Origin of the sequence: Thiocystis violascens DSM 198, from assembly GCF_000227745.2 — a bacterium.
GTDB classification, from domain to species: domain Bacteria; phylum Pseudomonadota; class Gammaproteobacteria; order Chromatiales; family Chromatiaceae; genus Chromatium; species Chromatium violascens.
In genome coordinates this window covers 836,920-861,904 of the sequence record NC_018012.1, presented here as the reverse complement: position 1 = coordinate 861,904, position 24,985 = coordinate 836,920, and the positions used below count along the sequence as shown (strand labels likewise).

19 protein-coding genes and 5 pseudogenes are annotated in these 24,985 nt (G+C 62.6%); 16 read left to right on the top strand and 8 right to left on the bottom strand.

What is annotated here, in order from left to right; translation table 11 throughout:
- Positions 1-68: 68 nt before the first annotated feature.
- A pseudogene (locus THIVI_RS03875) lies at positions 69-1,275 on the top strand (IS3 family transposase).
- 283 nt (positions 1,276-1,558) lie between these two features.
- Here THIVI_RS03875 and THIVI_RS03870 read toward each other — a convergent pair.
- Positions 1,559-3,769: pseudogene (locus tag THIVI_RS03870) on the bottom strand (Tn3 family transposase); the annotation flags it as partial.
- Positions 3,770-3,859: 90 nt separating this feature from the next.
- On the opposite strand from THIVI_RS03870, the pseudogene THIVI_RS03865 reads away from it, so the two are divergent.
- A pseudogene (locus THIVI_RS03865) lies at positions 3,860-5,221 on the top strand (IS1182 family transposase).
- Positions 5,222-5,394: 173 nt separating this feature from the next.
- Positions 5,395-6,564, top strand: a complete 1,170-nt coding sequence (locus tag THIVI_RS03860) for a hypothetical protein (RefSeq protein WP_014777329.1) — start codon at positions 5,395-5,397, stop codon at positions 6,562-6,564.
- Positions 6,565-7,006: 442 nt separating this feature from the next.
- Here THIVI_RS03860 and THIVI_RS03855 read toward each other — a convergent pair whose 3' ends face one another.
- The 3 genes from THIVI_RS03855 to THIVI_RS03845 all read right to left on the bottom strand — a co-directional run bounded on the left by THIVI_RS03855 (position 7,007) and on the right by THIVI_RS03845 (position 8,348).
- The gene (locus THIVI_RS03855) at positions 7,007-7,252 is read right to left on the bottom strand and encodes a ribbon-helix-helix domain-containing protein (protein ID WP_014777328.1); all 246 of its coding nucleotides are present in this window, start codon (positions 7,250-7,252) and stop codon (positions 7,007-7,009) included.
- A 479-nt stretch (positions 7,253-7,731) separates the two neighbouring features.
- Positions 7,732-8,013, bottom strand: coding sequence for a helix-turn-helix domain-containing protein (locus tag THIVI_RS03850; protein WP_014777327.1), 282 nt, complete (start codon positions 8,011-8,013; stop codon positions 7,732-7,734).
- Positions 8,010-8,348 (bottom strand): type II toxin-antitoxin system RelE/ParE family toxin, encoded by a 339-nt coding sequence (locus THIVI_RS03845; protein ID WP_014777326.1) that lies wholly within the window; start codon positions 8,346-8,348, stop codon positions 8,010-8,012. Before THIVI_RS03845 ends, THIVI_RS03850 begins: the two co-directional genes overlap by 4 nt.
- Before the next feature lie 135 nt (positions 8,349-8,483).
- Here THIVI_RS03845 and THIVI_RS03840 point away from each other — a divergent pair, with 135 nt between their 5' ends.
- Positions 8,484-8,813: a site-specific integrase gene (locus THIVI_RS03840; protein ID WP_014777325.1), complete on the top strand. Its 330-nt coding sequence runs from the start codon at positions 8,484-8,486 to the stop codon at positions 8,811-8,813.
- Positions 8,814-8,906: 93 nt separating this feature from the next.
- Here THIVI_RS03840 and THIVI_RS24410 read toward each other — a convergent pair whose 3' ends face one another.
- The gene (locus THIVI_RS24410; protein ID WP_169315559.1) at positions 8,907-9,110 is read right to left on the bottom strand and encodes a hypothetical protein; all 204 of its coding nucleotides are present in this window, start codon (positions 9,108-9,110) and stop codon (positions 8,907-8,909) included.
- A 286-nt stretch (positions 9,111-9,396) separates the two neighbouring features.
- On the opposite strand from THIVI_RS24410, the pseudogene THIVI_RS26250 reads away from it, so the two are divergent.
- Together THIVI_RS26250 and THIVI_RS03830 are read left to right on the top strand one after the other, a co-directional pair.
- Positions 9,397-9,579 (top strand): annotated as a pseudogene (locus THIVI_RS26250) (transposase); the annotation flags it as partial.
- An 18-nt stretch (positions 9,580-9,597) separates the two neighbouring features.
- Positions 9,598-9,864: a transposase gene (locus tag THIVI_RS03830; protein ID WP_245537432.1), complete on the top strand. Its 267-nt coding sequence runs from the start codon at positions 9,598-9,600 to the stop codon at positions 9,862-9,864.
- 358 nt (positions 9,865-10,222) lie between these two features.
- Here THIVI_RS03830 and THIVI_RS03825 read toward each other — a convergent pair.
- Both THIVI_RS03825 and THIVI_RS03820 read right to left on the bottom strand, forming a co-directional pair.
- Positions 10,223-11,584 (bottom strand): annotated as a pseudogene (locus tag THIVI_RS03825) (IS1182 family transposase).
- A gap of 110 nt (positions 11,585-11,694) precedes the next feature.
- The gene (locus THIVI_RS03820; RefSeq protein ID WP_041447215.1) at positions 11,695-12,804 is read right to left on the bottom strand and encodes an IS5 family transposase; all 1,110 of its coding nucleotides are present in this window, start codon (positions 12,802-12,804) and stop codon (positions 11,695-11,697) included.
- A 205-nt stretch (positions 12,805-13,009) separates the two neighbouring features.
- Between THIVI_RS03820 and THIVI_RS03815 the strand changes: the two genes are divergently transcribed.
- The 4 genes from THIVI_RS03815 (at position 13,010) to THIVI_RS03800 (ending at position 15,432) form a co-directional block, all read left to right on the top strand.
- Positions 13,010-13,762 carry a response regulator gene (locus THIVI_RS03815; protein ID WP_174284503.1) on the top strand — a complete coding sequence of 251 codons (753 nt, stop codon included), beginning with the start codon at positions 13,010-13,012 and terminating at the stop codon, positions 13,760-13,762.
- Positions 13,759-14,835: an ATP-binding protein gene (locus THIVI_RS03810; RefSeq protein ID WP_014777323.1), complete on the top strand. Its 1,077-nt coding sequence runs from the start codon at positions 13,759-13,761 to the stop codon at positions 14,833-14,835. The genes THIVI_RS03815 and THIVI_RS03810 overlap by 4 nt, the downstream gene beginning before the upstream one ends.
- 16 nt (positions 14,836-14,851) lie before the next feature.
- On the top strand, positions 14,852-15,040 hold the full coding sequence (locus tag THIVI_RS03805) for a hypothetical protein (protein WP_041446812.1): 189 nt from the start codon (positions 14,852-14,854) through the stop codon (positions 15,038-15,040).
- Between the two features lie 89 nt (positions 15,041-15,129).
- Complete coding sequence (locus THIVI_RS03800) at positions 15,130-15,432, top strand: hypothetical protein (protein WP_157174352.1); 303 nt, start codon at positions 15,130-15,132, stop codon at positions 15,430-15,432.
- Between the two features lie 241 nt (positions 15,433-15,673).
- On the opposite strand, the gene THIVI_RS03795 is transcribed toward THIVI_RS03800, so the two are convergent.
- On the bottom strand, positions 15,674-16,084 hold the full coding sequence (locus THIVI_RS03795) for a DUF4102 domain-containing protein (RefSeq protein WP_041446810.1): 411 nt from the start codon (positions 16,082-16,084) through the stop codon (positions 15,674-15,676).
- A 681-nt stretch (positions 16,085-16,765) separates the two neighbouring features.
- Here THIVI_RS03795 and THIVI_RS03790 point away from each other — a divergent pair.
- The 6 genes from THIVI_RS03790 to THIVI_RS03765 all read left to right on the top strand — a co-directional run bounded on the left by THIVI_RS03790 (position 16,766) and on the right by THIVI_RS03765 (position 24,855).
- On the top strand, positions 16,766-18,916 hold the full coding sequence (locus tag THIVI_RS03790) for a flagellin N-terminal helical domain-containing protein (protein WP_014777319.1): 2,151 nt from the start codon (positions 16,766-16,768) through the stop codon (positions 18,914-18,916).
- Positions 18,917-18,977: 61 nt separating this feature from the next.
- Positions 18,978-19,475, top strand: coding sequence for a flagellar protein FlaG (locus THIVI_RS03785; protein ID WP_014777318.1), 498 nt, complete (start codon positions 18,978-18,980; stop codon positions 19,473-19,475).
- Positions 19,476-19,514: 39 nt separating this feature from the next.
- Positions 19,515-21,950: a flagellar filament capping protein FliD gene (gene fliD / locus THIVI_RS03780; protein ID WP_014777317.1), complete on the top strand. Its 2,436-nt coding sequence runs from the start codon at positions 19,515-19,517 to the stop codon at positions 21,948-21,950.
- Positions 21,951-22,416: 466 nt separating this feature from the next.
- Positions 22,417-22,701: a flagellar protein FlaG gene (locus THIVI_RS03775; protein WP_052315102.1), complete on the top strand. Its 285-nt coding sequence runs from the start codon at positions 22,417-22,419 to the stop codon at positions 22,699-22,701.
- Between the two features lie 64 nt (positions 22,702-22,765).
- Positions 22,766-23,167 carry a flagellar export chaperone FliS gene (gene fliS / locus THIVI_RS03770; RefSeq protein ID WP_014777315.1) on the top strand — a complete coding sequence of 134 codons (402 nt, stop codon included), beginning with the start codon at positions 22,766-22,768 and terminating at the stop codon, positions 23,165-23,167.
- A 320-nt stretch (positions 23,168-23,487) separates the two neighbouring features.
- Complete coding sequence (locus THIVI_RS03765) at positions 23,488-24,855, top strand: alanine/glycine:cation symporter family protein (RefSeq protein WP_014777314.1); 1,368 nt, start codon at positions 23,488-23,490, stop codon at positions 24,853-24,855.
- Positions 24,856-24,985 lie beyond the last annotated feature (130 nt).

The window sequence follows — 24,985 nt, the reverse complement described above, 5'->3', positions numbered from 1 at the left end:
GTTTGAGGTTCCCCTGAAATTTCGTCTTCCAAGGGTGACGTAAACTGACGTTCACACTGGAGACGATGATGCAGAAGATCCCGCAACCGGAATACACCACCGAGTTCAAGGAACAGGCGGTCAAGCGCGTCAAGGATGGCAAGACCGTGGGCGCCGTGGCCAAGGAGATGGGGCTGGTCGAGCAGACGTGACGCAACTGGGTCAAGGCATCCGATGCGGGCAGGCTTGATGACCCTGGCGCCCGGAAGGTGACGCCGGAGGAGATGGAACTGTCGCGTCTGCGCGCGGAAGTGATCCGCCTCAAGCGCGAGGTCGACATCTTAAAAAAAGCGACGGCGTACCCTTCGGCTGCGCTCAGGACAGGCTTCGCGAGGGATGCGCTGTTCAGTCTGCCCTGGATTGACGCGCAGCGCCCGACGTTCGACCTGGTCGCGATGTGTGGGGTGCTGGCGGTCAGCATCAGCGGTTATCGCGCCTGGAAACGCGGTGGCCACCCGGAACGCCGATGGCTCACGGATCTCCAAATGATCGTCCTGATTCAAGCGATCCACGCCGAAGTCAAGGGCGCCGACGGCAGTCCACGCCTGCTGCGGGAGCTGCATGCACGGGGCTTTCCGGCCAGCAAAGAACGGGTGGAGCGACGGATGCGCGAGAACGGCATCCGCGCGCGCCACAAGCGCCGCTACAAGGCCACGACGGACTCCAAGCACGCCCTGCCCGTCGCCAATAACCTGCTCGCGCGTGATTTCACCCCGAGGTGGCCCGAATCAGGTCTGGACCGCCGACATCACGTACCTGTGGACCGATGAAGGCTGGCTGTCTCTCGCCATCGTGCTGGATCTGTTCAACCGCGAAGTCGTTGGTTGGTCGCTCAAGCCGCGCATGACCGCCGATCGCGTCACCGATGCGCTCACCATGGCCTGGTTCCGACGCAAGCCAGCCACCGGCCTGATGCATCACTCCGACCGGGGCAGCCAGTACGCCAGCCATTGTTTCCAGGACAAGCTGACCGAAGACGGGATGGTCTGTTCAATGCGCCGCAAGGGCAACTGCTGGGACAATGCCCCCACCGAGAGCTGGTTCAACAGCTTCAAGAACGAGCGGGTCTTCGGCGAGCGCTTCGCCACGCGGGAAGCGATGAAGGCCACGGCTTTCGCGTACATTGAGGTGTTTTACAATCGCAAGCGGCGGCACTCGACCCTCGGTGACCACTCGCCGGTCCAGTTTCTGAAAGACTGGCTCAACGCTCAGCAGAGAGAAAAACGGGTAGCATGAGCACACTCCCTTGGAAGACGAAAAACCGAGGGAACCTCAGTGGCGGCATCCATCAGATGTCCCCCCAAGCGTCTGCGTCTGAAGTTTCTGAGCCACTGTTTGGCCCTGACTCCCTTCGGTCCACTCGTTCCGCGGCCTGAATCCGCTCGGCGATCCATGCGCAGCCGTTCGCTGGCGAGTGGTTATCCGTGCAAAAACGCAAGCCTTGGACGCCACTCGTGCGACTCTGCGGATGCTGTTTATCGCTCAAGGGGGTTGTAAGCCCAAACCGCCGAAAATTCCGTCAGCCCAAATCCAGTCCCGCCAGGATCGCATCCAGGTCAATGATCTGGCCGGTACTGCGGAAGGTGTAGTGCCCATTCAGATGGACGTGGCGCCACGCCGCAGGTGAGGTTGTTTTGATCAACGCCAGCGCTTTCGCATTGCCACTCGCCTCGTATCTGTCGAGCAGGCGCGAGAGGATGGTGGAGTTGTAATAGAGGATGGTGTTCGCGATCAGGCGCGCACACTGATTGCTGATCTCGATGGCGATGTCGGTTCGGCCCGTGAGTTCCTTTTTGCCACCCACTTGGGCGATGGCCGAGCGGAGCTGGTGATAGGATTCAATCCGGTTCTGCGAGCGGTGCACGTTGCGCTGCAACGTCGAGTCACGCAGATAGCGCAAAGTGTAGAGGCTGCGAATCAGCTTATCGAACTCGAAGATGGCTCGTCGCGTCGGGTTGGGAGCAGTGTAGGTGCACAGCTTGCGGATCAGCGTGCCCTGGGTCATTTCCTTGAGGCCCAGCGTGGCGACGATCCGGTCCATGTTGGCTTTCTCGTCCGCGATGGCTTGCAAGTCGAGCTGCCCGACAGGGCCGATCAGGCACTTGTCATAGAGCGCCAGATCGTCGGCACAGTAGAGGTGCTTCAACTGCGCCTGCAGATCGGTGAAACGCGGCTCGAAGCTTCGCCCGAACCAATGCAGGATGGCGAAGTTCGCCTTGTTGATGCTGTGCATGTCGCCGGTGATCACGGTCGGCATAATTTCGGACGTGTTGCGATACCAGATATCGAACACATGGTGGGCCTCAAGCTCATGCGCGCCGATGAGCCAGCCCTGCAGCGGCACATGGTTACACAGCAGGGTGTAGGCGACGACGCCCTTGCCGCGGCCGAAATATTTGCGCGAGTACCGCGCCTTGACGGTCGGCCGCTCCACGGCGAATTTCTGGCCGTCGACCGCGCCGTAGAGCGTGCTGAGGCCAAACGCGTAGTGCGGGAAGATAGCCAAGTCGGCGATGGCATTGCTGATCCGGTCGTTGGCCGCCTGCAGCGAAGCCTGGCGCAGGTACTGCTGGTAGGTCGCCTCCAGCACGTGGGAGGGAATGTCGCTCGTCTTCGCCATCACGAGGTTGCCGTGGTTCATCGCCTGGGCAATGATGACGGCCATCAGGTTGTCCGCGTCGGCGCCTTGCTTGGCGTAGCGCGGCTGCAGGGGCGTCAGCGCCGAGAGGAACTGGCATTCGTTGTTCACAAAGCGGAAGACATCAGCGACGTCGCAGTACGCCAACTGCTCATAGAAGCTGTCCTGGCGTGCCGCCTCCTGTGCGGCCTTGGGCCGGCGCCAGACCAGCGTCTTGGTTTCGCGGTTGTAGTCGAGATGCTTGAGCTTTCCTTGGCGCAGCTCGCGGTTGAACGCCAGCCACTGCGTCTTCAGTTCGCCCGTCAGCGCATCGAGCTGGGTTTGAATCGGCTCTCGCAGCCAAGGGATGTCCATCTGGCGGAGGACGTCCGCCTGCTCCTCCAGGGAGACCAGCTCATCGCTGAAGCGGCGGTGCTGCAGGCTGTCGTCGAGGTAAAGCTCGCCTGACTTGAGGCGCTTTCTGAGCTGCCGGTACAGCCAGAACTCGTAGCGATCGGCGTGTACGCCCGTGGGTTTCCCGTCGGCGTCGAACGTTAGCAGATAAGGGCGTAGGCGCGTGGGCAGGGTGGCTGACGGGCATTCGGCGAGCGGGCGCTACGAGAGGCGTTGTTGGTTGGCGAACACCTCTTTGAGCCAGGCGAGCGCCGTGAGCCACGGGTTATCTGGCACGACCCCGGAAAAGTCGAGCGCGCCGTAGAGCGGGCGCAGATGACGGCGCAGGCGGGCGGCCAGTCCATCGATCACCTGCCAGCGCACGGCCAGCTTGCGCGTGGGCTTGACGCTGAGACGCTGGCCGGCGCTCTGCAGGGCCTCCTTGGGCAGGATCTTGAACGCGCGTTGGCGCACCTCGCCAAAGGGTGTGGTGTCGGACACCGTGTCGTCGACATAGAGCAAGAGGACGCGTCCGACTTGCGGGATTTCCTGCGTGTACCGCGCTTGCTCGGTGATGAACTGCTTGTTCGCCCGCGCCTTGCTCTCCTCTTCGAGCTGCTTCATGTGGTAGCCCAAGGCGTCGACGAGATTGTCGGTGAGCTGCCGATAGCGCTGCCAGGCGTAGCACAGCAGATACAGATAGGTCTGCTCGGGCCTGAGAGCTTGTGAACAAACCTCCCGACCCTGTGCGAGGCGGTGGGTGGGGAGTATAATGGCCCCATTGAATTGACAGTCGGTAATCGACGAGCGATGTCCAACGAGCGGCAACCAAGTCTGTTTGACGCTGCCCCCAGTCTTGCGGAACGGCCCCCGCCCGTCGCGACGACGGTGGCCGCGGGTGTGGCGCGGGTCCTGATGCCGAATCGGACGCAACTGGAACGGCGCCCGTGCGACCTGGAGGCGCCGTTGCCCGCAGGGCATCGGGCGCGCCTGGTCTGGGCGCGGGTCGAGCGGGCGGACGTGAGCGGCATGTATGCGGTCATCCGTGCGTTCGAAGGCGGTAGCGGACGCCCCGGAGATCCTGTTCGCGCTGTGGCTGTATGCGACGCTGGAGGGGGTTGGCAGCGCGCGGGCGGTGGCGAGGCTGACCCAGGAGCACGACGCCTACCGGTGGATCTGCGGCGGGGTGCAGGTGAACGACCACACCCTGTCGGATTTTCGCACGGCGCATGGCGAGGTGCTCGACGCCTTGTTGACCGACAGCGTGGCGGCCTTGCTGGCGGTGGGGGCGGTGACGCTCAAGCGGGTGGCCCAAGATGGGATACGCATCCGCGCCAGTGCCGGGGCGGCCTCGTTCCGGCGTGGCGAGACGCTGGAGCGGTGTCTGGAGGCGGCGCAGGCACAGGTCGAGGCGCTCAAGCGTCAGTGCGAGGATGACCCCGGCGCTACGACCCGGCGACAACAGGCGGCCCGTGAACGCGCGGCCCGTGAGCGGCAAGAACGCATTGAGCAGGCGCTCACGCGTCTGCCGCAGATGGCCGAGATCAAAACCAAACAGGGCAAGAAGGCAGAGGCGGCGCGGGTTTCCACGACCGATGCCGAGGCGACGGTGATGACGATGGCTGACGGCGGTTATCGTCCCGCCGACAACGGCCAGTTCGTCAGCGACACGGCATCACACGTCGTTGTCGGCGTGGAAGCGGCCACGGCGGGAACGGACATGGCGCAACTGACCCCCATGATTGAGCAGGTCAACGAGCGCTATGGGCAGGCCCCTGACGAGTGGCTGGTCGACGGTGGCTACCCGGCCCACGAGCAACTCGAACAAGCCGCCGCGTCGACCGTTGTGTATGCCCCGCGCCGAAAGACGCGCAGACCGATCCGCACGTCGCCAAAGCGGGCGCCAGCGAACCCGTCGCCGCGTGGCGCGAACGCATGGGCACCGACGCGGCGAAGGACCTCTACAAAGAACGGGCATCCACGCCCGAGTGCGTCAACGCCCAGGCGCGCGAGCGCGGCCTCACCCGTGTGCGGGTCCGCGGCACCCCCAAAGCGCGCTGTGTGCTGCTACTGCATGCCCTGGCTCATAACCTGATGCGCACCTTCGCCCTGGCGCCCGATCTGCTCGGGTACGGGAGCGGTGCGTCTGCGGAACCGGCTATGGCCACATAACAGATTGATATAACGTGAAGCGCCGTGTGGGGCCGCCAATCGGCCCGTGACGGACCACCGTTTCGCGACGCCCAGGCGGATAATCGTGTACGAGACCATCTCGTCAGGACTGGGGCGTTTGCATCGCCGCGATGCCGCGAAAATCGAATTGTTCACAACCTCTGAGGGCAGTCGTGGCGCGTGGCGGATCGGCGGCGGATGCGCATCTCGCGACCGAGGTATTCAGTGCGATCCTGGGCATTTCCATCGCAGAGGCGCCTGATCTCGGATCGGACATCACGGTCGACAGCGAAAAGCGCATGGTCGATCCCTTCAGTTTTTCAATCACAGTCCGAGCCGAGGGCGAAGATAATCCATTCGCCGGATTACGATTTGCCGCGATGGAGCCGGATAAACTGCGGGAAATCCATCAGCGGGCCATCGACACGGCCGTGAGCCGGATCAACGCGGCCCGATCTTCCGGTGCAAGCCTCTATCTTCGCGACGTCGATGCATCAGACTGCGTCCCGATCATCAAGCATGAGCCAGCTGTGATCGAGAGATGGCTGGAAGGCGCCGAAGAGGTTACTTCCGATTTCAAACGTCGGGTGCGGCTCGCTGAAGGTGTCTACCTGGCGCTCTGCGAGGCGCTTCTGTCGTGTTCACCCGACCAAGGCATGGCCCTGTGGAACGGTCTCCGCAAAACGCTTATCACCCGCTACGAGGGAAAGGCGCATGTCGAAGAGATGATCAACATGCTCTTCCGTTCGTCCCACGTGCCTGAAGCGCTTCGCGAGGAACTGCTCAGCCTGATGTCGACGAATGCTGATCAGGCGTTACTTGAAGTCGCCATCGCAGCCAACGTGAACGGAGCGCAGGGGTGGCTCGATCACGTAATCGCCGCCGATTTGGCTTCCTGCGTCGTCTGGCGCAAACAGCGCGCCGGCAAACTCGCCGGATTTACCACAGGCAACGAGCTACCCGTTTCGGAAGCTTGGCCCGAGGGTCTAGCTGTGGACGGTCGCACCTCCCGGCAGAGGGAAACAGCACACTGGCAGCACAAGGAAGCCTGTGCCCGACACTGGTGGAACGTCTACTGGCGAGCAGCATCCGACATCGACGCCTATGCTGCATGGGTGCTCTTTCTGGAAACCACCGACCGCCGCGCGTACGAATGGATGGAATTCGAGGAAGGTGCGCTGGACTACGCTAACCCTGCCACTCAACGGCGGTTAGCGCATCTCTATGTCAACAAGGGCAAGCTGAAATCAGCGATGGACAAGCAGGAAAAACAGTTGAACCAGCACTTCCTGGGACGGAAGATCGTTAAGGGGATTGGGCCCTGGGGAAAGGTGAGCGGCTAACGGCACCGCGTATTCCCTGTTGCGTCACCGCAGCTCTGGCGCGTGATCGAATGCGCTCCGGCTTTGTCAATTTGAAGAGAAACCTGAGCAGGCCGTGAAATCGGTAGCGTTGTTTCCTACCCTGCGAACCGTTAGACCCCGGATGATCGGTTTCCATCTCTGAGCTGCCAAAGGCCGCAGCACGGCGAGTGTTAGCTCTGGGGCGTGACCTGCTAATAGTAAGGCAGGCAGGACTTACCGTTAACACTTTATGTGGTCTCTGCTGAGAATGTGTATATAGCGGCAAAGCACCGCTAGGCCGTCGTCAAGAACCATCGCCGCCGGCGAGACGACATTGACAGACTGGCGCGTGAGAACGGCTCCAAACAAGCCATGCGCAGACACTCAAAGCCGAGTCGTGGCCAGCGATGCCTTGGTCAGGGCCACGCCCCGTCGAACCGGGTTACTGCGCCGCCTCCATTAAGGGGGCATCAACGAAGTCCTGAACTCGGTCTTGGTCCTGGGGTCGCTCAGCCTCCTGGCGGGTCTCGCCGAGCGTCAGCTCCCGAAGGCGCCTCTGGACCGCCTCCTCGATAAAGACGGAGAGAGCCCCTTTCTTGAGTCCGCGCTGCGCGAGAAAGGTTCGCAAGGCAATGTCCGTCTGCTGGGAGACTGTAACGGTCCAGCGGGTCTGGTCATCGTTTGGCATGGCATTGCACTCTGAAGCGGATAAACGTCTATCATGGTAACAGTTTTGAGTGTGAGCCGCTTAGACCGAAAATTGGCTATCAATCTAATCTTTCCAACACGTTGCCATTAGACATACTAACAACCAATCAGGCTAGATGTTTTTAGGCTTTAGTGGTTATCCGCCGATCCTGTTAGCCGGTTAAGCGTTTAAGTGTTCTGGTCTGATTCTGCTTGATAAAAGGGATTATCATGGAGGGCCGTGGCGGGGGAGGGAGGATTGAAGGTGGCTATCGGGAAGGAGCAAAGGATTGGCTTTCGGCGGGGATCGTTTGAGAATTGCTCGGATCAATCGACAGTGATTAGTCGATTGATTTTTGCGGTTCCGCAACAGGATTGTCCTTATCAATACTAAACGCGGAAGCGATTGCTCCCTGGAGGAGGCCGGGAGGGTGGCGCGTCCCAAGCCTGCCGAGACGAGGTGCGCGGTCTGGATCCCGATTAGGCCGCGTGACGCAGATGCAGCTCGACGTGCAAGCCCGCCGAGGCGGCCATGTTGACCAGCGTATCCAGGCTAAACAGGTGGATTTTGCCGCGCAGGAGGTCGGAGATTCTGGGTTGGGTCACCCCCAGTTGCTGCGCGGCTTGCGCTTGCGTGAGGCCCGCGTGGGTCAGATGGTCTTTCAAGGCCATCATCAAGGCGGAACGCAGCCGCAGGTTCTCGGCCTCCTGGGGCGTGTCCTCCAGGGCGTCCCAGACACTGGTAAAACGGTCGTGGCTCATGGGGTTCGCTCCTGGATGAGGTCTCGATAGCGTTGCTCGGCGACGTTGAGGTCCGCCTGACTGGTTTTCTGCGTTTTCTTCTGGAAGCAATGCAGGACGTAAACGGCTTCCGGGAATTTCGCGACGTAGAGGAGTCGAAAGGCCCCGCTGGCGTCCCGAATCCGAATCTCCTGGACGCCGGAGCCGATGGTGGTCATCGGCTTCCAGTCATCGGGGAGGCGACCCTGCTGGAGTTGGTCGAGTTGATGCCCTGCTTCACGGCGCGCGGCGACGGGGAAGGCGCGCAGGTCATCCAGGGCGCTGCCGCAGAATGCAATCGGTTTAGGGGCAGACATGACGAAACTATACAAAATTTTAGATGAGCTGCCAAGGCAGGCAACCGGGATCGGCATCGCCAACGCCGCAGGCCAGAATCGGGATGAGTGGGGCGCGGGGAGCGTGCAAAACAGAGGGGCGCGGAGGGTTCGCGCATGACACAATCCTTGATTCAGGTCGGCGGGGCCTCGGTGACCCTGCCGGCGCTCTTTGTCCCGACCCCGGAGGCGGGGAAGCGGTTCATTGAATTTTTTACCGCCAACATCCGCAATCCCCATACCCGACGGGCCTACACCCGTGCCGTGGTCGATTTTTCGCTCTGGTGCGAGCAGGCCGGATTGACGGCGTTACGGGAGATCGAGCCGGTCCAGGTCGCGGCCTATGTCGAGACTCTGCAGAGGGGTTGTAAGCCCAAACCGCCGAAAATTCCGTCAGGGTTCGTGCGGCCTCATCGAAAGCGACTCGATCAGATCCTGGCGGATTGATGGAGCCCTCGTTTGTTGGGTGATTTTGCACAAACGGACAAAAACTCTCATAGGCACTCTGTCGGCCCGGTTTTCCAGGTGTCGGGGCTAAATTCATGGCGCGCGCGGTGGGTCCACGCCAGAAAGCGCGACGGGAACCGCGGTCAATCCGATGGAATCGGCCATCCGCTCGTCCGAGAAATCGAACTCGCCGTGCAGGTTGAAGTGCTTCCAGGTCGCCACCGAGCCCTGGCGGAGCGCCTCGATCAACTCCGCTCGGCGCGCCGGGTCATTCTCCGCCGCGAGGATCCGTGACAAGGACAGGGGGTAGACCCAACACTGACACTGGTGGCGAATTCGTCTCCATGCCCAGGCGGCTGCCGTCGCAGCATTCCTCCAGGTTGCGCGGTCCACGGTCTCATGCCGGCCAGACGGCTTGCCGCCACAACTTCGGAGACGACCCATGTCGCTGCAACTGGGCACCGCCTTTGAGATTCCGTCCGAGACCCGTCGCGTCGCGCTCGCGGCCTTTTCGCACGGCACCCTGTGCTTACAGTTGGCCGAGCACGTTGGAGCGCTCTACGCCGATGAGCGCTTTGCCGATCTCTTCCCGCGCCGCGGTCAACCCGCCGAAGCCCCCGGCCGCTTGGCCTGAGTGACGGTCTTGCAGTTTATCGAGGATCTGTCGGACCGGGCGGCCGCCGACGCCGTGCGCAGTCGCCTCGACTGGAAGTACCTGCTTGGGCTGGAACTGACCGATCCTGGCTTCGATCACACGGTGTTAAGTGCGCGCGACCAGTATGAGATGTTACAGGGCCGACGTGAGGAGCAGGCCACCGAGGCGTTTCGTCGGCAGTATGCAGCTCGCGCGGGTGTAGAAAGCACCCATGAGCAAGCCATCCGGCGCAGTGGCCTGCGACAGTGTCGCGACATCGGGGAGGCAAAAACCCATCTGCAACACCTCGCCACGGCCGTGGCGATCAACCTGATTCGAGTCGGGGAGTGGTTGGGTGGAACCCCCATCGCGCCAACCCGCTGTTCGCGGTTTGCCGCGCTTCAGGGCGCGGGGTGAACTGGCCGAATGAATGAATTCGCCACCAGCGTCACTGTTGGGTCTACCCCGATGAGACGGATTGACCGCCTCATTAGGGTTTTACCCGGCAATCTGAGACACCAGTGGACGACGATCTAGACCTGAACGAGACGGTCGACGGGCTTACCTAAATTTTCTGTTCCGTTGCACATCAAACCCCGCGTTCCATGCCTCAGAGGTTGTGAACAATTCGATTTTCGCGGCATCGCGGCGATGCAAACGCCCCAGTCCTGACGAGATGGTCTCGTACACGATTATCCGCCTGGGCGTCGCGAAACGGTGGTCCGTCACGGGCCGATTGGCGGCCCCACACGGCGCTTCACGTTATATCAATCTGTTATGTGGCCATAGCCGGTTCCGCAGACGCACCGCTCCCGTACCCGAGCAGATCGGGCGCCAGGGCGAAGGTGCGCATCAGGTTATGAGCCAGGGCATGCAGTAGCAGCACACAGCGCGCTTTGGGGGTGCCGCGGACCCGCACACGGGTGAGGCCGCGCTCGCGCGCCTGGGCGTTGACGCACTCGGGCGTGGATGCCCGTTCTTTGTAGAGGTCCTTCGCCGCGTCGGTGCCCATGCGTTCGCGCCACGCGGCGACGGGTTCGCTGGCGCCCGCTTTGGCGACGTGCGGATCGGTCTGCGCGTCTTTCGGCGCGGGGCATACACAACGGTCGACGCGGCGGCTTGTTCGAGTTGCTCGTGGGCCGGGTAGCCACCGTCGACCAGCCACTCGTCAGGGGCCTGCCCATAGCGCTCGTTGACCTGCTCAATCATGGGGGTCAGTTGCGCCATGTCCGTTCCCGCCGTGGCCGCTTCCACGCCGACAACGACGTGTGATGCCGTGTCGCTGACGAACTGGCCGTTGTCGGCGGGACGATAACCGCCGTCAGCCATCGTCATCACCGTCGCCTCGGCATCGGTCGTGGAAACCCGCGCCGCCTCTGCCTTCTTGCCCTGTTTGGTTTTGATCTCGGCCATCTGCGGCAGACGCGTGAGCGCCTGCTCAATGCGTTCTTGCCGCTCACGGGCCGCGCGTTCACGGGCCGCCTGTTGTCGCCGGGTCGTAGCGCCGGGGTCATCCTCGCACTGACGCTTGAGCGCCTCGACCTGTGCCTGCGCCGCCTCCAGACACCGCTCCAGCGTCTCGCCACGCCGGAACGAGGCCGCCCCGGCACTGGCGCGGATGCGTATCCCATCTTGGGCCACCCGCTTGAGCGTCACCGCCCCCACCGCCAGCAAGGCCGCCACGCTGTCGGTCAACAAGGCGTCGAGCACCTCGCCATGCGCCGTGCGAAAATCCGACAGGGTGTGGTCGTTCACCTGCACCCCGCCGCAGATCCACCGGTAGGCGTCGTGCTCCTGGGTCAGCCTCGCCACCGCCCGCGCGCTGCCAACCCCCTCCAGCGTCGCATACAGCCACAGCGCGAACAGGATCTCCGGGGCGTCCGCTACCGCCTTCGAACGCACGGATGACCGCATACATGCCGCTCACGTCCGCCCGCTCGACCCGCGCCCAGACCAGGCGCGCCCGATGCCCTGCGGGCAACGGCGCCTCCAGGTCGCACGGGCGCCGTTCCAGTTGCGTCCGATTCGGCATCAGGACCCGCGCCACACCCGCGGCCACCGTCGTCGCGACGGGCGGGGGCCGTTCCGCAAGACTGGGGGCAGCGTCAAACAGACTTGGTTGCCGCTCGTTGGACATCGCTCGTCGATTACCGACTGTCAATTCAATGGGGCCATTATACTCCCCACCCACCGCCTCGCACAGGGTCGGGAGGTTTGTTCACAAGCTCTAAGAGGGTGTAGACAAAATCAAACCGTTGTGGTCAACCGCCGCAGCAGGATGCGCGCCTCCGCCAGCCAAACCCAGGTTTCGGAGACCGCTGGCAGACGGTCATGATGCATGATCAATCGACGGGCACGCTCATTCCACGCATGGGTGCGCTCGACAACCCAGCGCTTCGGCAGCGGAACGAAGCCGTCGGCGTTGGCGATCACCACTCGGTCAGGCGCCCCGTCCACGTGCCAGGAGCCAACGCTTTTGTTGGCTGGATGGCGCACGACTTCCACGCGGATCGCGTGGGTCTGCTCGGTGGTTTGGGCAAATTGACCGGCGTAGGCGCTATCGACAAACAGCGTGTTGATCTGGGGGTACTTGGCGGCCGCGTCAGCGACGGCGCCCGAGGCGGCATCGCGGTCCTGAAGATTGGCCGCGACCACGCTCACCGCCAACACGAACCCCAAGGTATCGACCACCAGGCTGCGCTTGCGCCCCTTGACCTGCTTGCCCGCATCAAAGCCGCTCGGTCCACCCTGCGGCGAGCCGCGGGTCGATTGCGCATCCAGCACCGCCGCCGTCGGCGCGATCTCACGCCCCTCGCGTTCGCGCCATTGCCCCCGCAGTCGATCATGCATCTGCTCAAACTTCCCAGCCGCACTCCAACGGCGAAACGTCTTGTAGACATTCTGCCAAGGCGCGAAATCGTGCGGCAGCATCCGCCACGCGCACCCCGTGCGCACCACGTAGCAACACGCCTCCAGGATGCTCCGGCGCGACACGCGGGGCGGTTGACCCCGCCCGCCCGGCATCTCAAAGAGAGCGGCGACCAAGTCCCACTCCGCATCGGTCAGACAACTTGGGTAGCTTTGGTCGGGGTCGTGGCGACGATGCGCATCCGTATACCCATACCGACGCGGCGTTGCGCGCGCTTGCGCCTCGAGACCACTCTCGCCCCGGAGGCGCGTGACGCCCGCCTCCCGCAAGGACTTGCGAATCGTTGCTTCATGAGCCTCGATTCCCGTCCGTGCCGCGAGTTCCCGGGCAATCTCTGACAGCGTGGAGGTCGGGCGATCCGTGACAATTTGACGCAATACCGCTTGCTCCGCCTCGTGAATCTTGGGGGGACGACCAGCTTTCGACATCAGCGCACACCAGCTCAGTTGTAGACTGGTATACAAATAGCAGCTCAATTATTTTTGTCTACACCCTCTAAGTGACCTCGCTGGATAATCTACCGCCGCGCGAAACGCTCGGAAGCTCAGAAACGCGAGTCTCACCTGAAACAGTTGGGATTCATTCGAGGTTTTGTGGAGATAATGTGGAGACCGAAATTAAAGGTGGAACTCCATGACCTTGCGCGCAGCAGACTTGAGTTCGTCCATGCGATCCAACCAGGCGTCCATGTCGCAAGCGCTGATCCTCATTGCCGAAGACGAAGCTGAAATCGCCGAGATTTTGACCGCTTATCTGGAGTGCAGTGGGTTGCGCACGGTCCACGCCGTGGATGGGCACGACGCCCTAGCGAAACATCAGAGCCTCAAGCCCGATCTGGTGTTGCTCGACGTGCAGATGCCACGCATGGACGGCTGGCAGGTGCTCAGCGAGATTCGCCATCGCGGTGAAACACCGGTCATCATGCTCACAGCACTCGACCAGGACATCGACAAGCTGGTGGGATTGCGCATTGGCGCGGACGACTATGTGGTCAAACCCTTCAATCCAGCCGAGGTCGTCGCGCGGGTTATGGCGGTGTTGCGGCGCGTGAAGGCAACGGGGGCCGACGGCGCAAGTCTGCTGCGTGTCGGCGTGTTCCAGATCGACCTGGACAACCATGAAGCCAGCGTGGATGTCGATGGCCAGCACCGCGTACTGGAGCTGACCCTTACGGAGTTCAAGATTCTGACCAGCCTCATGCGTTCGCCCAGGCGCGTGTTCAGCCGTGCCGAGTTGCTTTTCTCCTGTTTACCCGAGGGCGACACGCAGGAAAGGACGGTGGACAGCCACATCAGCAAGCTGCGCAAGAAACTGGAGAGTCTGGGGATTCCCAACGTCCCGGCAAGTGTACGGGGCGTGGGGTATCGTTTCGGAGGTGACGCGTGAGCCAGTCGCCGGGGTTGCGCAGGCAGATCATTCGATCCTTGATCGTGATGGCCCTGGGCATCATCCTGCTCTCAATAGTCGGCACGTACGTTTTCTATGCGCTCATCTCCAAGTATCTGCCTGACAGCATCTCCGAAACCTGGGTTCCGTCACGTATCGAGTTGACCTGGATCCTGGGCACGACAATCGCCTCACTGACCATGGCTGGTTACGTGGCGATTAGGCTCTCGCGCCGCATTCTTACCCCCTTGAATTCGGTCGTTCACAACCTGCGCGAAGTTGCACAAGGCAACCTGCAGGCTCGCGCAACCCTGGATGAGCATGCGCAGGGCGAGACGGCCCAGCTGGTGCGCGACTTCAACACCATGGCCGAACGCTTGCAGAGCGTGACCCGTGAGCAGGAGTTCTGGAACGCTGCCGTCGCCCATGAACTGCGTACACCGTTCACGATTCTGCGCGGGCGCCTGCAGGGATTGGCGGAAGGGGTTTTTGCCCCCACCAGCGAGGTGTTCAGTGGGCTGCTGCGCCAGGTGGAGGGGCTCGGTCGATTGATCGAGGATCTGCGTGTGCTCAGCCTCAACGAAAGTGGCCATTTGAAGTTAGATCTGGCACCGGCCAACCTAGCTCAGGAAATCTCACTTGTCGTTCATGCGTTCGCTAGCAGCTTGGAAACCCGAGGCCTTCGCATTCACGTCGAAGTGAGCGAACAAACTCAAGTCGTGTGCGACGCATTTCGCATCCGCCAGGCGCTCATTGCGCTGCTGGAAAATGCCCTCAAATATGCGGAGCCTGGGGAATTGCGCGTTAGCGCCAACGTCTCGAAAGGTGTCTGTCATGTGAGCGTCGAGGACAACGGCCCCGGCATTGCGCCGGAGATCGCTGCTCAAGTATTCGAGGCGTTTCGTTGTGGTGACCCATCGAGATCCCGGATTAGCGGCGGGAGTGGCCTGGGCTTGGCGGTGGTCAAGGCCATCGCCGAGGCCCATGGTGGCCAAGCGGTTTGCCGACCTTCCGGTGCGGGAGGAACTGCTTTAGTTCTCCATTGGCCCATTGAACTTAAAGACAACGAATGACAGCTTTTGTTAATGGGTGGGCGAAACGAGCCTCCCGAGCGCCGGTCATCGCTTGATCGTTGGCTATTTCACCGCTGAGGCGCGCGCCGAGGCGCTGCCCCCGGGGACGAAGCCGCAGCGCACCGGGGTTTTTACCTCCGGGGTGGTGGCGCAGACGATCAACGGCCCGATCGCCTTCTTCAAGACCGGACCCTGCCACGCCTGATCCAAATGTCCGATGCCCTGGCGCGCAATCGACCCACTGAGCATCCGACGCAGGCCGCCTCCTGCATTCCTCATGGGAGAAGGAAGTTCGTGGAGGCCTATGACGCCGCCTTCGTCCTGGAGACCCTGCGCCCGGTGTTCCGGACCGACCAGCAGGCCAAACAGCAGGGGCTGTCTCCCGAGGCACGCCTGCGCTTGCCGGCATTGCTCGCCAACGGCGCGTTGGCCTGCGCGCAGGTCTCGCGCCAGGCGCTGATCTGCGCGGCGAATCAGCCCTTGCCACGACAGTACGCCCCCAGCTCCAACTCGTTGAGGCGCGCCGTCTCCATCACCATGGCGAACTTCGCCTCACTGCCGAGCGTCCCCGCCGGCACCGCCGCGGACGCTGGCTGACGCGCTTGGCCCAGGGCCTCGCGGCGCCAGCCGTAGAGCGTGTCGCGCGGCATGCCGGTCTGCGCGGCCAACGGCGGTACGCCGACGTTGTTGGGCGGCAGCCGCTTCATCACCATGCTGTCTTTGAATGCACGCGAAGAGGTCTGCATGTCGGGTGGGCGACGGTTCAAACGTCTCGTGAGCGATCCTCGCCCCGTTAGAGTGTGCCGCGCGTAGTTTGGGATTTGGTCCTGGTTTTCTTTCAAAAGGGACGGCTAACGCCATGCCTCAAACGCTTCAAAAACCTGTCTATACTGCCGCAGAGCTTGACGATCAATTGCCATGACAAGGCGCTTTGCTGGAGAACCGCGCCGAGGCGACCATCGCGCACCCAGGATTTCTTCGACGGCCGCTGACCGGTCAGCAGTAACCGAAAGAGTTTGCTCTCCACGGCAAGTGCGCCACGTTCCTGAACTTTGCTCAGGACGCTCTCGATATCTTGAACGGTGATGTCTCTCGCGAGTTTCCCGCGCAGGAACGTTGCGATATTTTTCCCGAAACTTTGCCGCGCATCCGCCGCTGTATCGAGATCCAGCGTGAGAACACCGTAGGCGCCGAGCGTCATCAGTCGCTTGCGCCCTTGGCTGCGGTAGGACTGCGCATTCCAAGCCATTCGGCCACCCATTCCACCGGCATCCGGCCGTTGATTCCATGAGCATCCGCCTACTGGTTTCACGTCGATTCGGCCGGGCCGTCGGAGCGAAGCGACGCAGTGTTGCATTGTTACTCGGTGACGGTGGTGGCGGTCAATGGTCGAGCCTGTCGCTTGCGTAGCCGTTTGCACGGCGCGGCCAACCTCTTCCATTTTCGTTGGCGGGAGCGAGCATTCCGTGCTTCGCCAGCGGGCCACCGGGGTTTGTTATCCGACTGCGGCCAGGAGAATCCTTCTATGCGTCAACTCGTCCCACCGTTCCTGACGCACGTCGACCCCGGTGGCGACGGCGGTTTGGAGATAGCGTTCCGGGAGGTCGAGCGCCACGCGCTTGTCCCAGGCGGCCAGAATGTCCTCTTCCCGTCATCCATTCTGGTTGTGTGGCTGAGAATTGCTGGGGTATTCGCCCCGTTCGGAAGGCATTGGTTTTGTGACTGCGGTCACGCTTTATGCCGAGCCGGCGCTTGGATCGTTTGAGAAAAGATAGCAGTGGCCGATAACTTGCCTTGATGGGATTGCGCGGGGACGGGGTTAAAGATTTCAGCCCAGTGGCCGATACCGAGAGCGAACCCATTCGATTCCCCCACGGCCCGCCGCTGATGCCCAACGGTTCGCCGGTTCGTCAACGACAGGAGATCAGTCATGTCCTTGGTTATCAACACCAACGTTGCCTCGCTGAACGCGCAGCGCAATATCACCAAGTCCCAGTCCAGCCTGAGTCAGTCGATGGAACGGTTGAGCAGCGGTCTGCGCATCAACTCCGCCAAGGACGACGCGGCGGGTTCGGCCATCGTCAGCCGTCTGACCTCGCAGGTGAAGGGACTCGATCAGGCGGTGCGCAACGCCAACGACGGTATCTCGCTGGTGCAGACCGCCGAGGGCGCGTTGAGCGAGTCCTCCAACATCCTCCAGCGCATGCGCGAACTGTCGGTGCAGTCCGCCAACGGCACCTACACCAGCGGCAACCGCACCACCCTCAACGCCGAGACCCAGCAGTTGGTCAAGGAGTTGAACCGTATCTCCGAGACCACCAACTTCAACGGACTGAATCTGCTCGACGGTTCGTCGGTCGATGTCAAACTGCAGATTGGCGCCGAGGCCAATCAGACCATCGGCGTCAGCATCGGGACCATGGACGCAGCCTCCCTGGGCGTGGCGGACTCCGCGGGCATCGGCTCCGTGACCCGGATCGGCACCGGGGCCGCAGCGACGACGTCCGCCGCCAGCGATGTGGCGGTGAGCATGGCCGCGTCCGCCACGAACGCGGGGGTCTTGGCCGCGGGCGATCTGATCATCAACGGCATCTCCATCGACGGCGCCACCTCCTCCTCCGATACCGCCTCGGCCTACGGCAAGAGCAGCAGCGCCATCGCGACCGCGGCGGCGATCAACGAAAAAAGCGCGCAGACCGGCGTCACGGCGGTGGTGGGCGAGACCAAGCTCGGCGGCAACAGTATGAGCGCCGGGGCCACGACGGGAACCATTCAGCTCAATGGCGTCAGCATCGCGCTGGCCACCACGGACGACACGACGACCACGCGCGCCGCCGTGATCCGGGACATCAATCTGGTGTCGGAGCAGACGGGCGTCACCGCCGTCGATAGCGGGACCGACATGGGCGGTATCACCCTGACGGCGGCGGACGGGCGCAATATCTCGCTGATCCAGACCGTGGGCAGTTTGACCAAAGCCAACACGGGTCTCGGTTTCGCTGGCGCCTCCCTGACCTCCGCCCTCGCCACCGGCACCGTCACCCTGGTGGCCGACGGCGGCAAGGAGATCGCCATCGCCTCGGGCGCGACCGGCAACGCCAAGGATGCCGGCTTCAGCGAGGGCACCTACAGCGGCACCGCCACCCAGGTCACCTCGAATCTGGCCGACTCGACCACTGCCATGGCGGCCGGCAACCTGCTGGTCAACGGGGTGCAGGTGGGTCCGTCCTACGCCACCGACGACACGGCCTCTACGCTCAATCAAGACGCCAGCGCCATCGCCAAGGCAGCGGCCTTCAATCTGGTCTCCGACAAGACCGGGGTGACCGCGACGGTCAACGCCAACATCGCCAAGAACACGACGGTCCAGGCAACCGCCACCGCGGCCGTATCCGGCACCATCAACGGGGTCGAAATCACCGGCTTCACTTCGGTCGCCGGCAACGACGCCCGGAGCGCCAACCGTCAGTCGCTGGTCAACGCGATCAACGCCATTAAGGATCAGACCGGGGTGCGGGCGATCGATACCGGCGAGGATGGCTCGGCGACGGGCGGCGGCGTCCAGCTCATCGCCGACGACGGGCGCAATATCGTCGCCAATATCACCGCTGGCGCGAATGCCGGCTTCAATAGCGCCGTGGCAACGGCCTATGTTGGGGAGTTCACGCTCCACTCTGACAAGGAGATCGTGATCGAACGGGGCACGAACGACAATCTTGCGTTAACGGGCCTGACCGTGGGTACCTACGGCGGCGGCAAGGACGGCCAGTCGCTCGCCAGCATCGACATCTCGACCATTGAGGGGGCGAACAAGGCGATCGTGGCCATCGATAACGCCCTCGAAAAGGTCAACAACGTGCGCGCCGACCTGGGCGCGGTCAATAACCGGCTGGACTTCACCATCAACAACCTGTCCAGTATCTCGCAGAACGCCACGGCCTCGCGCTCGCGCATCCAGGACGCGGATTTCGCGTCGGAGACGGCGATGCTTTCCAGATCGCAGGTGTTGCAGCAGGCGAGCTCGGCCATGCTGGCCCAGGCCAACTCGGCGCCGCAACAGGTGCTGTCGCTCCTGCGGTAAGCTAAAGTAGGATGGGTAGAGCGCTAGCGAAACCCATCCTGCCCACTCCGAGGTTTGCGGGATGGGCACGCCGCGCCCTGCCCATCCGATACCAAAGCAGCCGAACCAGGGATTCAAGATCATGGCCAGTGATTCTTTCAATGTCGCGGCGATCAGCCCAATGTCGACGGCTGCAACGCCGTCGCGGGTCGCGCAACGCGACACGAGCCAGGCAACGACGCCGCCAATCAATCAGGCAGCAGCAACGACGGCGGCGGCGCAGACCAGTGCGACCGCCGAACGAGCGTCGACGGGTCCGGGCGACGCCAATCCGCTCAACAGAGACCAAGCGGGTTCGGTCGAACAGATCGCCCGGGCGGTGGATCGCATCAACGAGATGATGCAAAACGGTAAGCAGGCCCTGTCGTTTCAGCTTGACGATGACTCCGGGCGCCTGGTGATCAAGGTGACGGATGCGCAGACCAAGGAGTTGATCCGTCAGATTCCAAGCGAGGAGACCTTGCAGTTCGCGCAGTATGTCGATGGCTTGGCGGGGTTGATTTTTAACAAGAAGGCTTAGCGGCATTGCCGCCGGTTCAGAGTCAAGAGGGCGATCGTCATGGATACCAACATCATCGGCTCGCTCGGCGCCGGATCGGGGATCGATATCGCCAAGCTGGTCTCCCAACTGACCGAAGTGGAGCGCGCGCCCCAGCAACAACTTATCGATACCCGCCAGAAGAAGCTGGAGGCGCAGATTTCCGGCTACGGCCAGCTCAAGAGCGCGCTCGATACGCTCAAGACCGCGATGGGGTCGCTGGGGACGGCGGACATCTTCAATGCCCGCTCGGTCGCGGTGCCCACCTCCGATGCCATTACCGCCGATAGCGTGTCGCCCGGCGCCCAGACCGGCAGTTATAAGATCGACGTGCTGGCGGTGGCAAGCGCCCATTCATTGGCGACCCAGGCCCAGGACGAGCGCGATGGCGCGCTCGGCAAGTCCGGGAATCTGACGATCGGCTTCGGAGAGTGGACCTACAACGGATCCGATGAGCCGACCGGCTTCGCCACCAACGCCGAGCGTGCCGCGCTCTCGATCGAGGTGGAGGCGACGGACTCGCTCGACAGCATCGCCGCGAAGATCAACGCACAGAATGCGGGCGTGCAGGCGGCGGTGCTGAAGGTCGACGGCCAGTATCAGCTCACCCTGACCGCGCCCTCGGGCGTGTCCAATGCCCTGCGCGTCAGCGTTGACGATACGAGCCTGAACGCCTTTGCCTTCAACGAGTCGCAGTTCGACCAGGTGGCCGAGACCCAGCAGGGCGCGGACGCCAGCCTGAAGATCAATGGTCTCGCGGTGACGCGCGAGAGCAACTCCATCGACGATGTCATCCAGGGGTTCGCCTTCACCATTAATAAGATCTCCACCGAGAGCCTGAACTTTTCGGTCACGGCGGACAAGGGCTCGGCGGAGGAGGCGGTGCGCGGCTTCGTCGAGGCCTATAACGCCTTTCAGGAAACCACCCAGAAGCTGATCGGCTATTCCCGCGACGACGATAACAATCTGGTGCGCGGCGATCTGGCCGGCGACAGTGCGGCGCGGACCGCGATCAGCCGTCTGCGCGAGCAGATCGGCGGTGCCGTGCCGGGCATCGCGAGCGGCTTCACGGCGCTGACCAATGTCGGCATTCGCACCGAGCGGGATGGCTCGCTCAGCATCAGCGAGGACGAATTCACCGACGCCTTCGCGAAGAATTTCGACTTGATCGGGGAACTGTTCGCGAGCAAGACGACCTCGGCCAACAGCGCGGTCAAGGTCAATCAAGGCACCTTTGCCGCGAGCGCGACCGCCGGAACCTATGCCGTCAAGATCGACCGCGATCCGACGCACGGACAGACCCAGGGCACGCCGATCACTGTTGGCGGTTTCAATGCGGGCACGGATAAATTCGACACGCCCTTGACCGCCGCCGGCGCGGCCTACAGCTTTAAGATCAATGTGGATGGGACGAACTCCAATCTGATCGAGCTGAACGGAACCTACAATTCGGCCGACGATCTGCGCGCCGATCTGCAATCACGGATCAATGGCGATGCCAGTCTGAAGGCGGCGGGTATTGCGCTGGATGTCGGCTACGACGACACGACCGATAGCTTCAGTTTCACCTCGCGCGACTACGGCGCGATCTCTCAGGTGAAGTTCACCGAGACCGGCGCCAGTCTGGGCGCGTTGGGCATCGCGCTCACGCAGGCGCGGATCGTTGGGGATGCGGTGAGTCAGGAGTCTTTCGATGCGGCAACCGAGACCTTTACCACGCCGCTGAATGCCGCGACCGGGGATTACAGCTTCAAGCTCAGTGTCAATGGGGTGGCATCGGGTGCGCTCCAGCTCAGCGGCACCTACACGGACGCCGAGACCCTGCGCGCGGATCTCCAGACGCAGATCAATGCCGACGCCAATGTGGCATCGGTCGGCGGGCTGGATGTTACCTACGATCCCGCGACCAACGCCTTCAGCTTCGTTTCGCGCACGGGCGGCGCGGCATCCGCGGTGGCCTTTACCGAGACCGGCGACGACATGGCGAAATTGGGCATCGGTCTGGCCATGACCGGAACCAGGGGTGTCGACGTGGCCGGCAGCATCGACGGCGTGGCCGGTTTCGGCGCCGGTAACGTGCTCTTGCCCGACATCGACTCTAAAGCCTATGGATTGAATCTGAGCGTGAGCGCCGGGGCCAAGGCCCAGAGCGAGGCCAGCGGGACGGCTGGCTTCGAGATCGGCTTCTCGCGCGGCTTCGCTGGCGAGCTGTCCAAACTGATAGACAACTTCCTCGGCTCCACCGGCATCGTCAAGACCCGCGAGGACGGCATCCAGACTCAGCTCGACGGTCTCGACGAGAACAAGACCAAACTGGATCGTCGCATGGAAGGCGTCTCCGCCCGTCTGCTCGCCCAGTTCACCGCGATGGAGAATATCGTCAACAGTCTCCAGGGCACCGGTAGCCAACTGGAGGGTCTGGTCGATCGATTGCCCTTTACCGCATCGTCAAGTTGATCTCCATTGCGGAAGATGGGTCGCGCGACTGAGCAACCCATCGACCGTCCCACCAAGAACGCGGCCTGCCGCTAACCGTTCAGCTATCTCCGCAAGGATGCGCGGTCGGGTGTCGCTCCGGAATTCAAACGTACATGCCCCGGCTCAAGAATCCCGTTCGCCTGCCGTTACCTTCATCATGAGCGGAGCACGGCCACGCCAACTCCCTGGCGGGGAATCGGAAGAGCCGAGATCGGTTGGTCATCGCGGAGCGACTTGATAAGGTGAATGTTTCCGGTTCGATCCTGGTTGTCGCTTGCCCGCGAATGATGAGGATGTCCTCATGATTGAAACGATTCCATCCCTAGTCGGGGCGACTGCCAAAACAGTGCCTTCGGCCGCGCAACTGGAGGCGAAACGCACCGATGGTCAGTCGGTTGCCAGTCCGCCGCCAGTGTCTTCCAATGCGCCCGAACAACCTGCGCTAATGAGGAACCCGGCGCGGGAGGAAACGATCGGCCGAGGACAGGCGCAACCAGACACCAACGAACTGAAGCAGGCGGTCGAGTCGATCAACGGTTTTTTGCAGAACCAGAAACGCGCGCTGGAGTTCAGCGTGGACGACGAGACCGGACATGTCGTGATTACCGTCATGGATGTCGATCGCAAGGAAGTCATCCGCCAGATTCCGTCCGAGCTGGCGTTGAAGCTCATGGCGCAGGTGCGCGAGGGCGGCGGCATGCGCGGGATCGGTCTGAGCGAGAAGGCGTAGCCGCCGCCAGTTGTTTGTCGATCAATTGATTATCTTTAACCACTCGTCGGGAGTGAAGAACACCATGTACGCGATGCGCAGAGAATTGAATCAATATCGCCAGGCCGGGCACATGGCGGAAGCGTCCGTCGCCAACCCTCATCGCTTGATTCAAATGTTGTTCGAGGGTGCGCTTGAGCGGATCGCCGTGGCGCGGGGCGCGATGGAGCAGGGCAATATTCGTGTTAAGGGCGAAAAAGTGAGCCAGGCGATCGCGATTATCGACGGTCTGCGCGCTTCGCTCGACCACGGCAAGGGGGTGGACTTGTCGGAAAAACTGGATGCGCTCTACGAGTACATGAATCGACGTTTGCTGGAAGGGAACGCGCGTAACGATCTGGATGCGCTGGATGAAGTGAGTCGCCTGCTACGCGAGATCAAGTCCGGCTGGGATGCGATCCCGGAGATGTTGCGGCGCGCGTCCTGACGGGCGCGTTTCGGCTGTTGGGTTGACTCGGTTCGGGCGTCGGCGGGGGCTACCCCCGACGTCTCCCGCCGCTGGCCGGACCGAGGTTTTTCCTGCTCGAAGACGGGCACTGAGGCGAGATGGGGGATTCACCCCGACCGCTGTCGCGGCGCCCGCACAAAACATTCCAAAAACAACCTCCCCCGGTATCGGCGTCGCCCGCAAGCGGGCTCCTACGAGGTGCGTAGGAGCCCGCTTGCGGGCGACTTGGCCGTCGATCGCTCTTTATCTTGTATAGTGACGCGCGTTTCATTGGCATTGTTGAATCCTGGAGGATCGATGTGGAAGTGATCACGGCGTGGGTGGGCGCGTTGAACGGTTTCGTCTGGGGACCGCCAATGCTGGTGCTGATTCTGGGCACCGGTTTTTTCTTGATGATCGGGCTGCGCTTCATGCCGCTCGCCAAACTTGGGTTCGGTTTCCGCATGCTCTGGCGGGGCCGCGTGGCACAGGGGGAGGGCGATATCCCGCCTTTCCAGGCACTCATGACCGTGCTGTCGGCCACGGTCGGAACCGGCAACATCGCCGGGGTGGCGACGGCGATCTTTCTGGGCGGTCCGGGCGCGCTCTTCTGGATGTGGTGCACCGCGCTGGTGGGCATGGCGACCAAGTACGCCGAGGCCGTCCTGGCGATGCACTACCGCGAGGTGGACGGGCAGGGCAACCATCTCGGCGGCCCCATGTATTACATCAAGCTCGGACTGGGCAGGAAATGGCTCTGGATGGCTACCGCCTTTGCCCTGTTCGGACTGCTTGCCGGCTTTGGTATCGGCAACACGGTGCAGGCCAATTCGGTGGCGCACGCGGCGCAGAGCGCCTTTGGCGTCCCGCTCTGGATCAGCGGGGTCGTGATGGCGGCGTTTGCCGGGCTGGTGCTGATCGGCGGAATCCGGCGCATCGGCGAGGTCTCCGCGGCGCTGGTGCCCTTCATGGCGGTCACCTATGTGATCGGCGGGCTGGTGGTGCTGGCGACCAATCTGGATCAGATCGGACCCGCGCTGGAGCTGATCTTTATTCAGGCATTCTCGCCCACGGCCGCCGCGGGCGGTTTCGCCGGCGCCAGCGTCGCCGCGGCCATTCAGTTTGGCGTGGCGCGCGGGATCTTCTCCAACGAGGCCGGACTCGGTAGCGCGCCGATCGCTCACTCCGCCGCCCAGTCCGACGATCCGGTGGCGCAGGGGACGGTCGCCATGATCGGCACCTTCATCGACACCCTCATTATCTGCACCATCACCGGGTTGGTGATCGTGGTCTCCGGCGCCTGGACCTCGGGATTGACTGGTGCCGCGCTGTCCACCGCGGCCTTCGAGCAGTCGCTTCCGGGGGTCGGTTCCTACATCGTGGCGTTGGGGCTCGTGCTGTTTGCGTTTACCACCATCCTTGGCTGGAGTGTCTACGGCGAGCGGTGCGCCGAGTATCTGTTCGGCGAGCGCGCCATCACGCCGTTCCGTCTGCTCTGGGTGCTCATGATTCCCGTGGGCACGCTGCTTCAGTTGGATTTTATCTGGCTGGTTGCCGATACCCTCAATGCGCTGATGGCGATTCCGAACCTGATCGCGCTGCTGTTGCTCAGTCCGGTGGTCTTTCGCCTGACGCGGGAATACTTCGAGCGGCAACCCTCGTTGGTCGACGAGACGCCGCCGCCCTGAACTCGGATTGAGGCGGGTTTACCTGTGCGACTTGCCCTGAGCCAAGCCGAAGGGAACTGAAGCATGGAGAAAATGGGACATCCGCAGCCTCGGAGCGTGAAGCCGTTCGTGGTTCGAGTGCCTCACCACG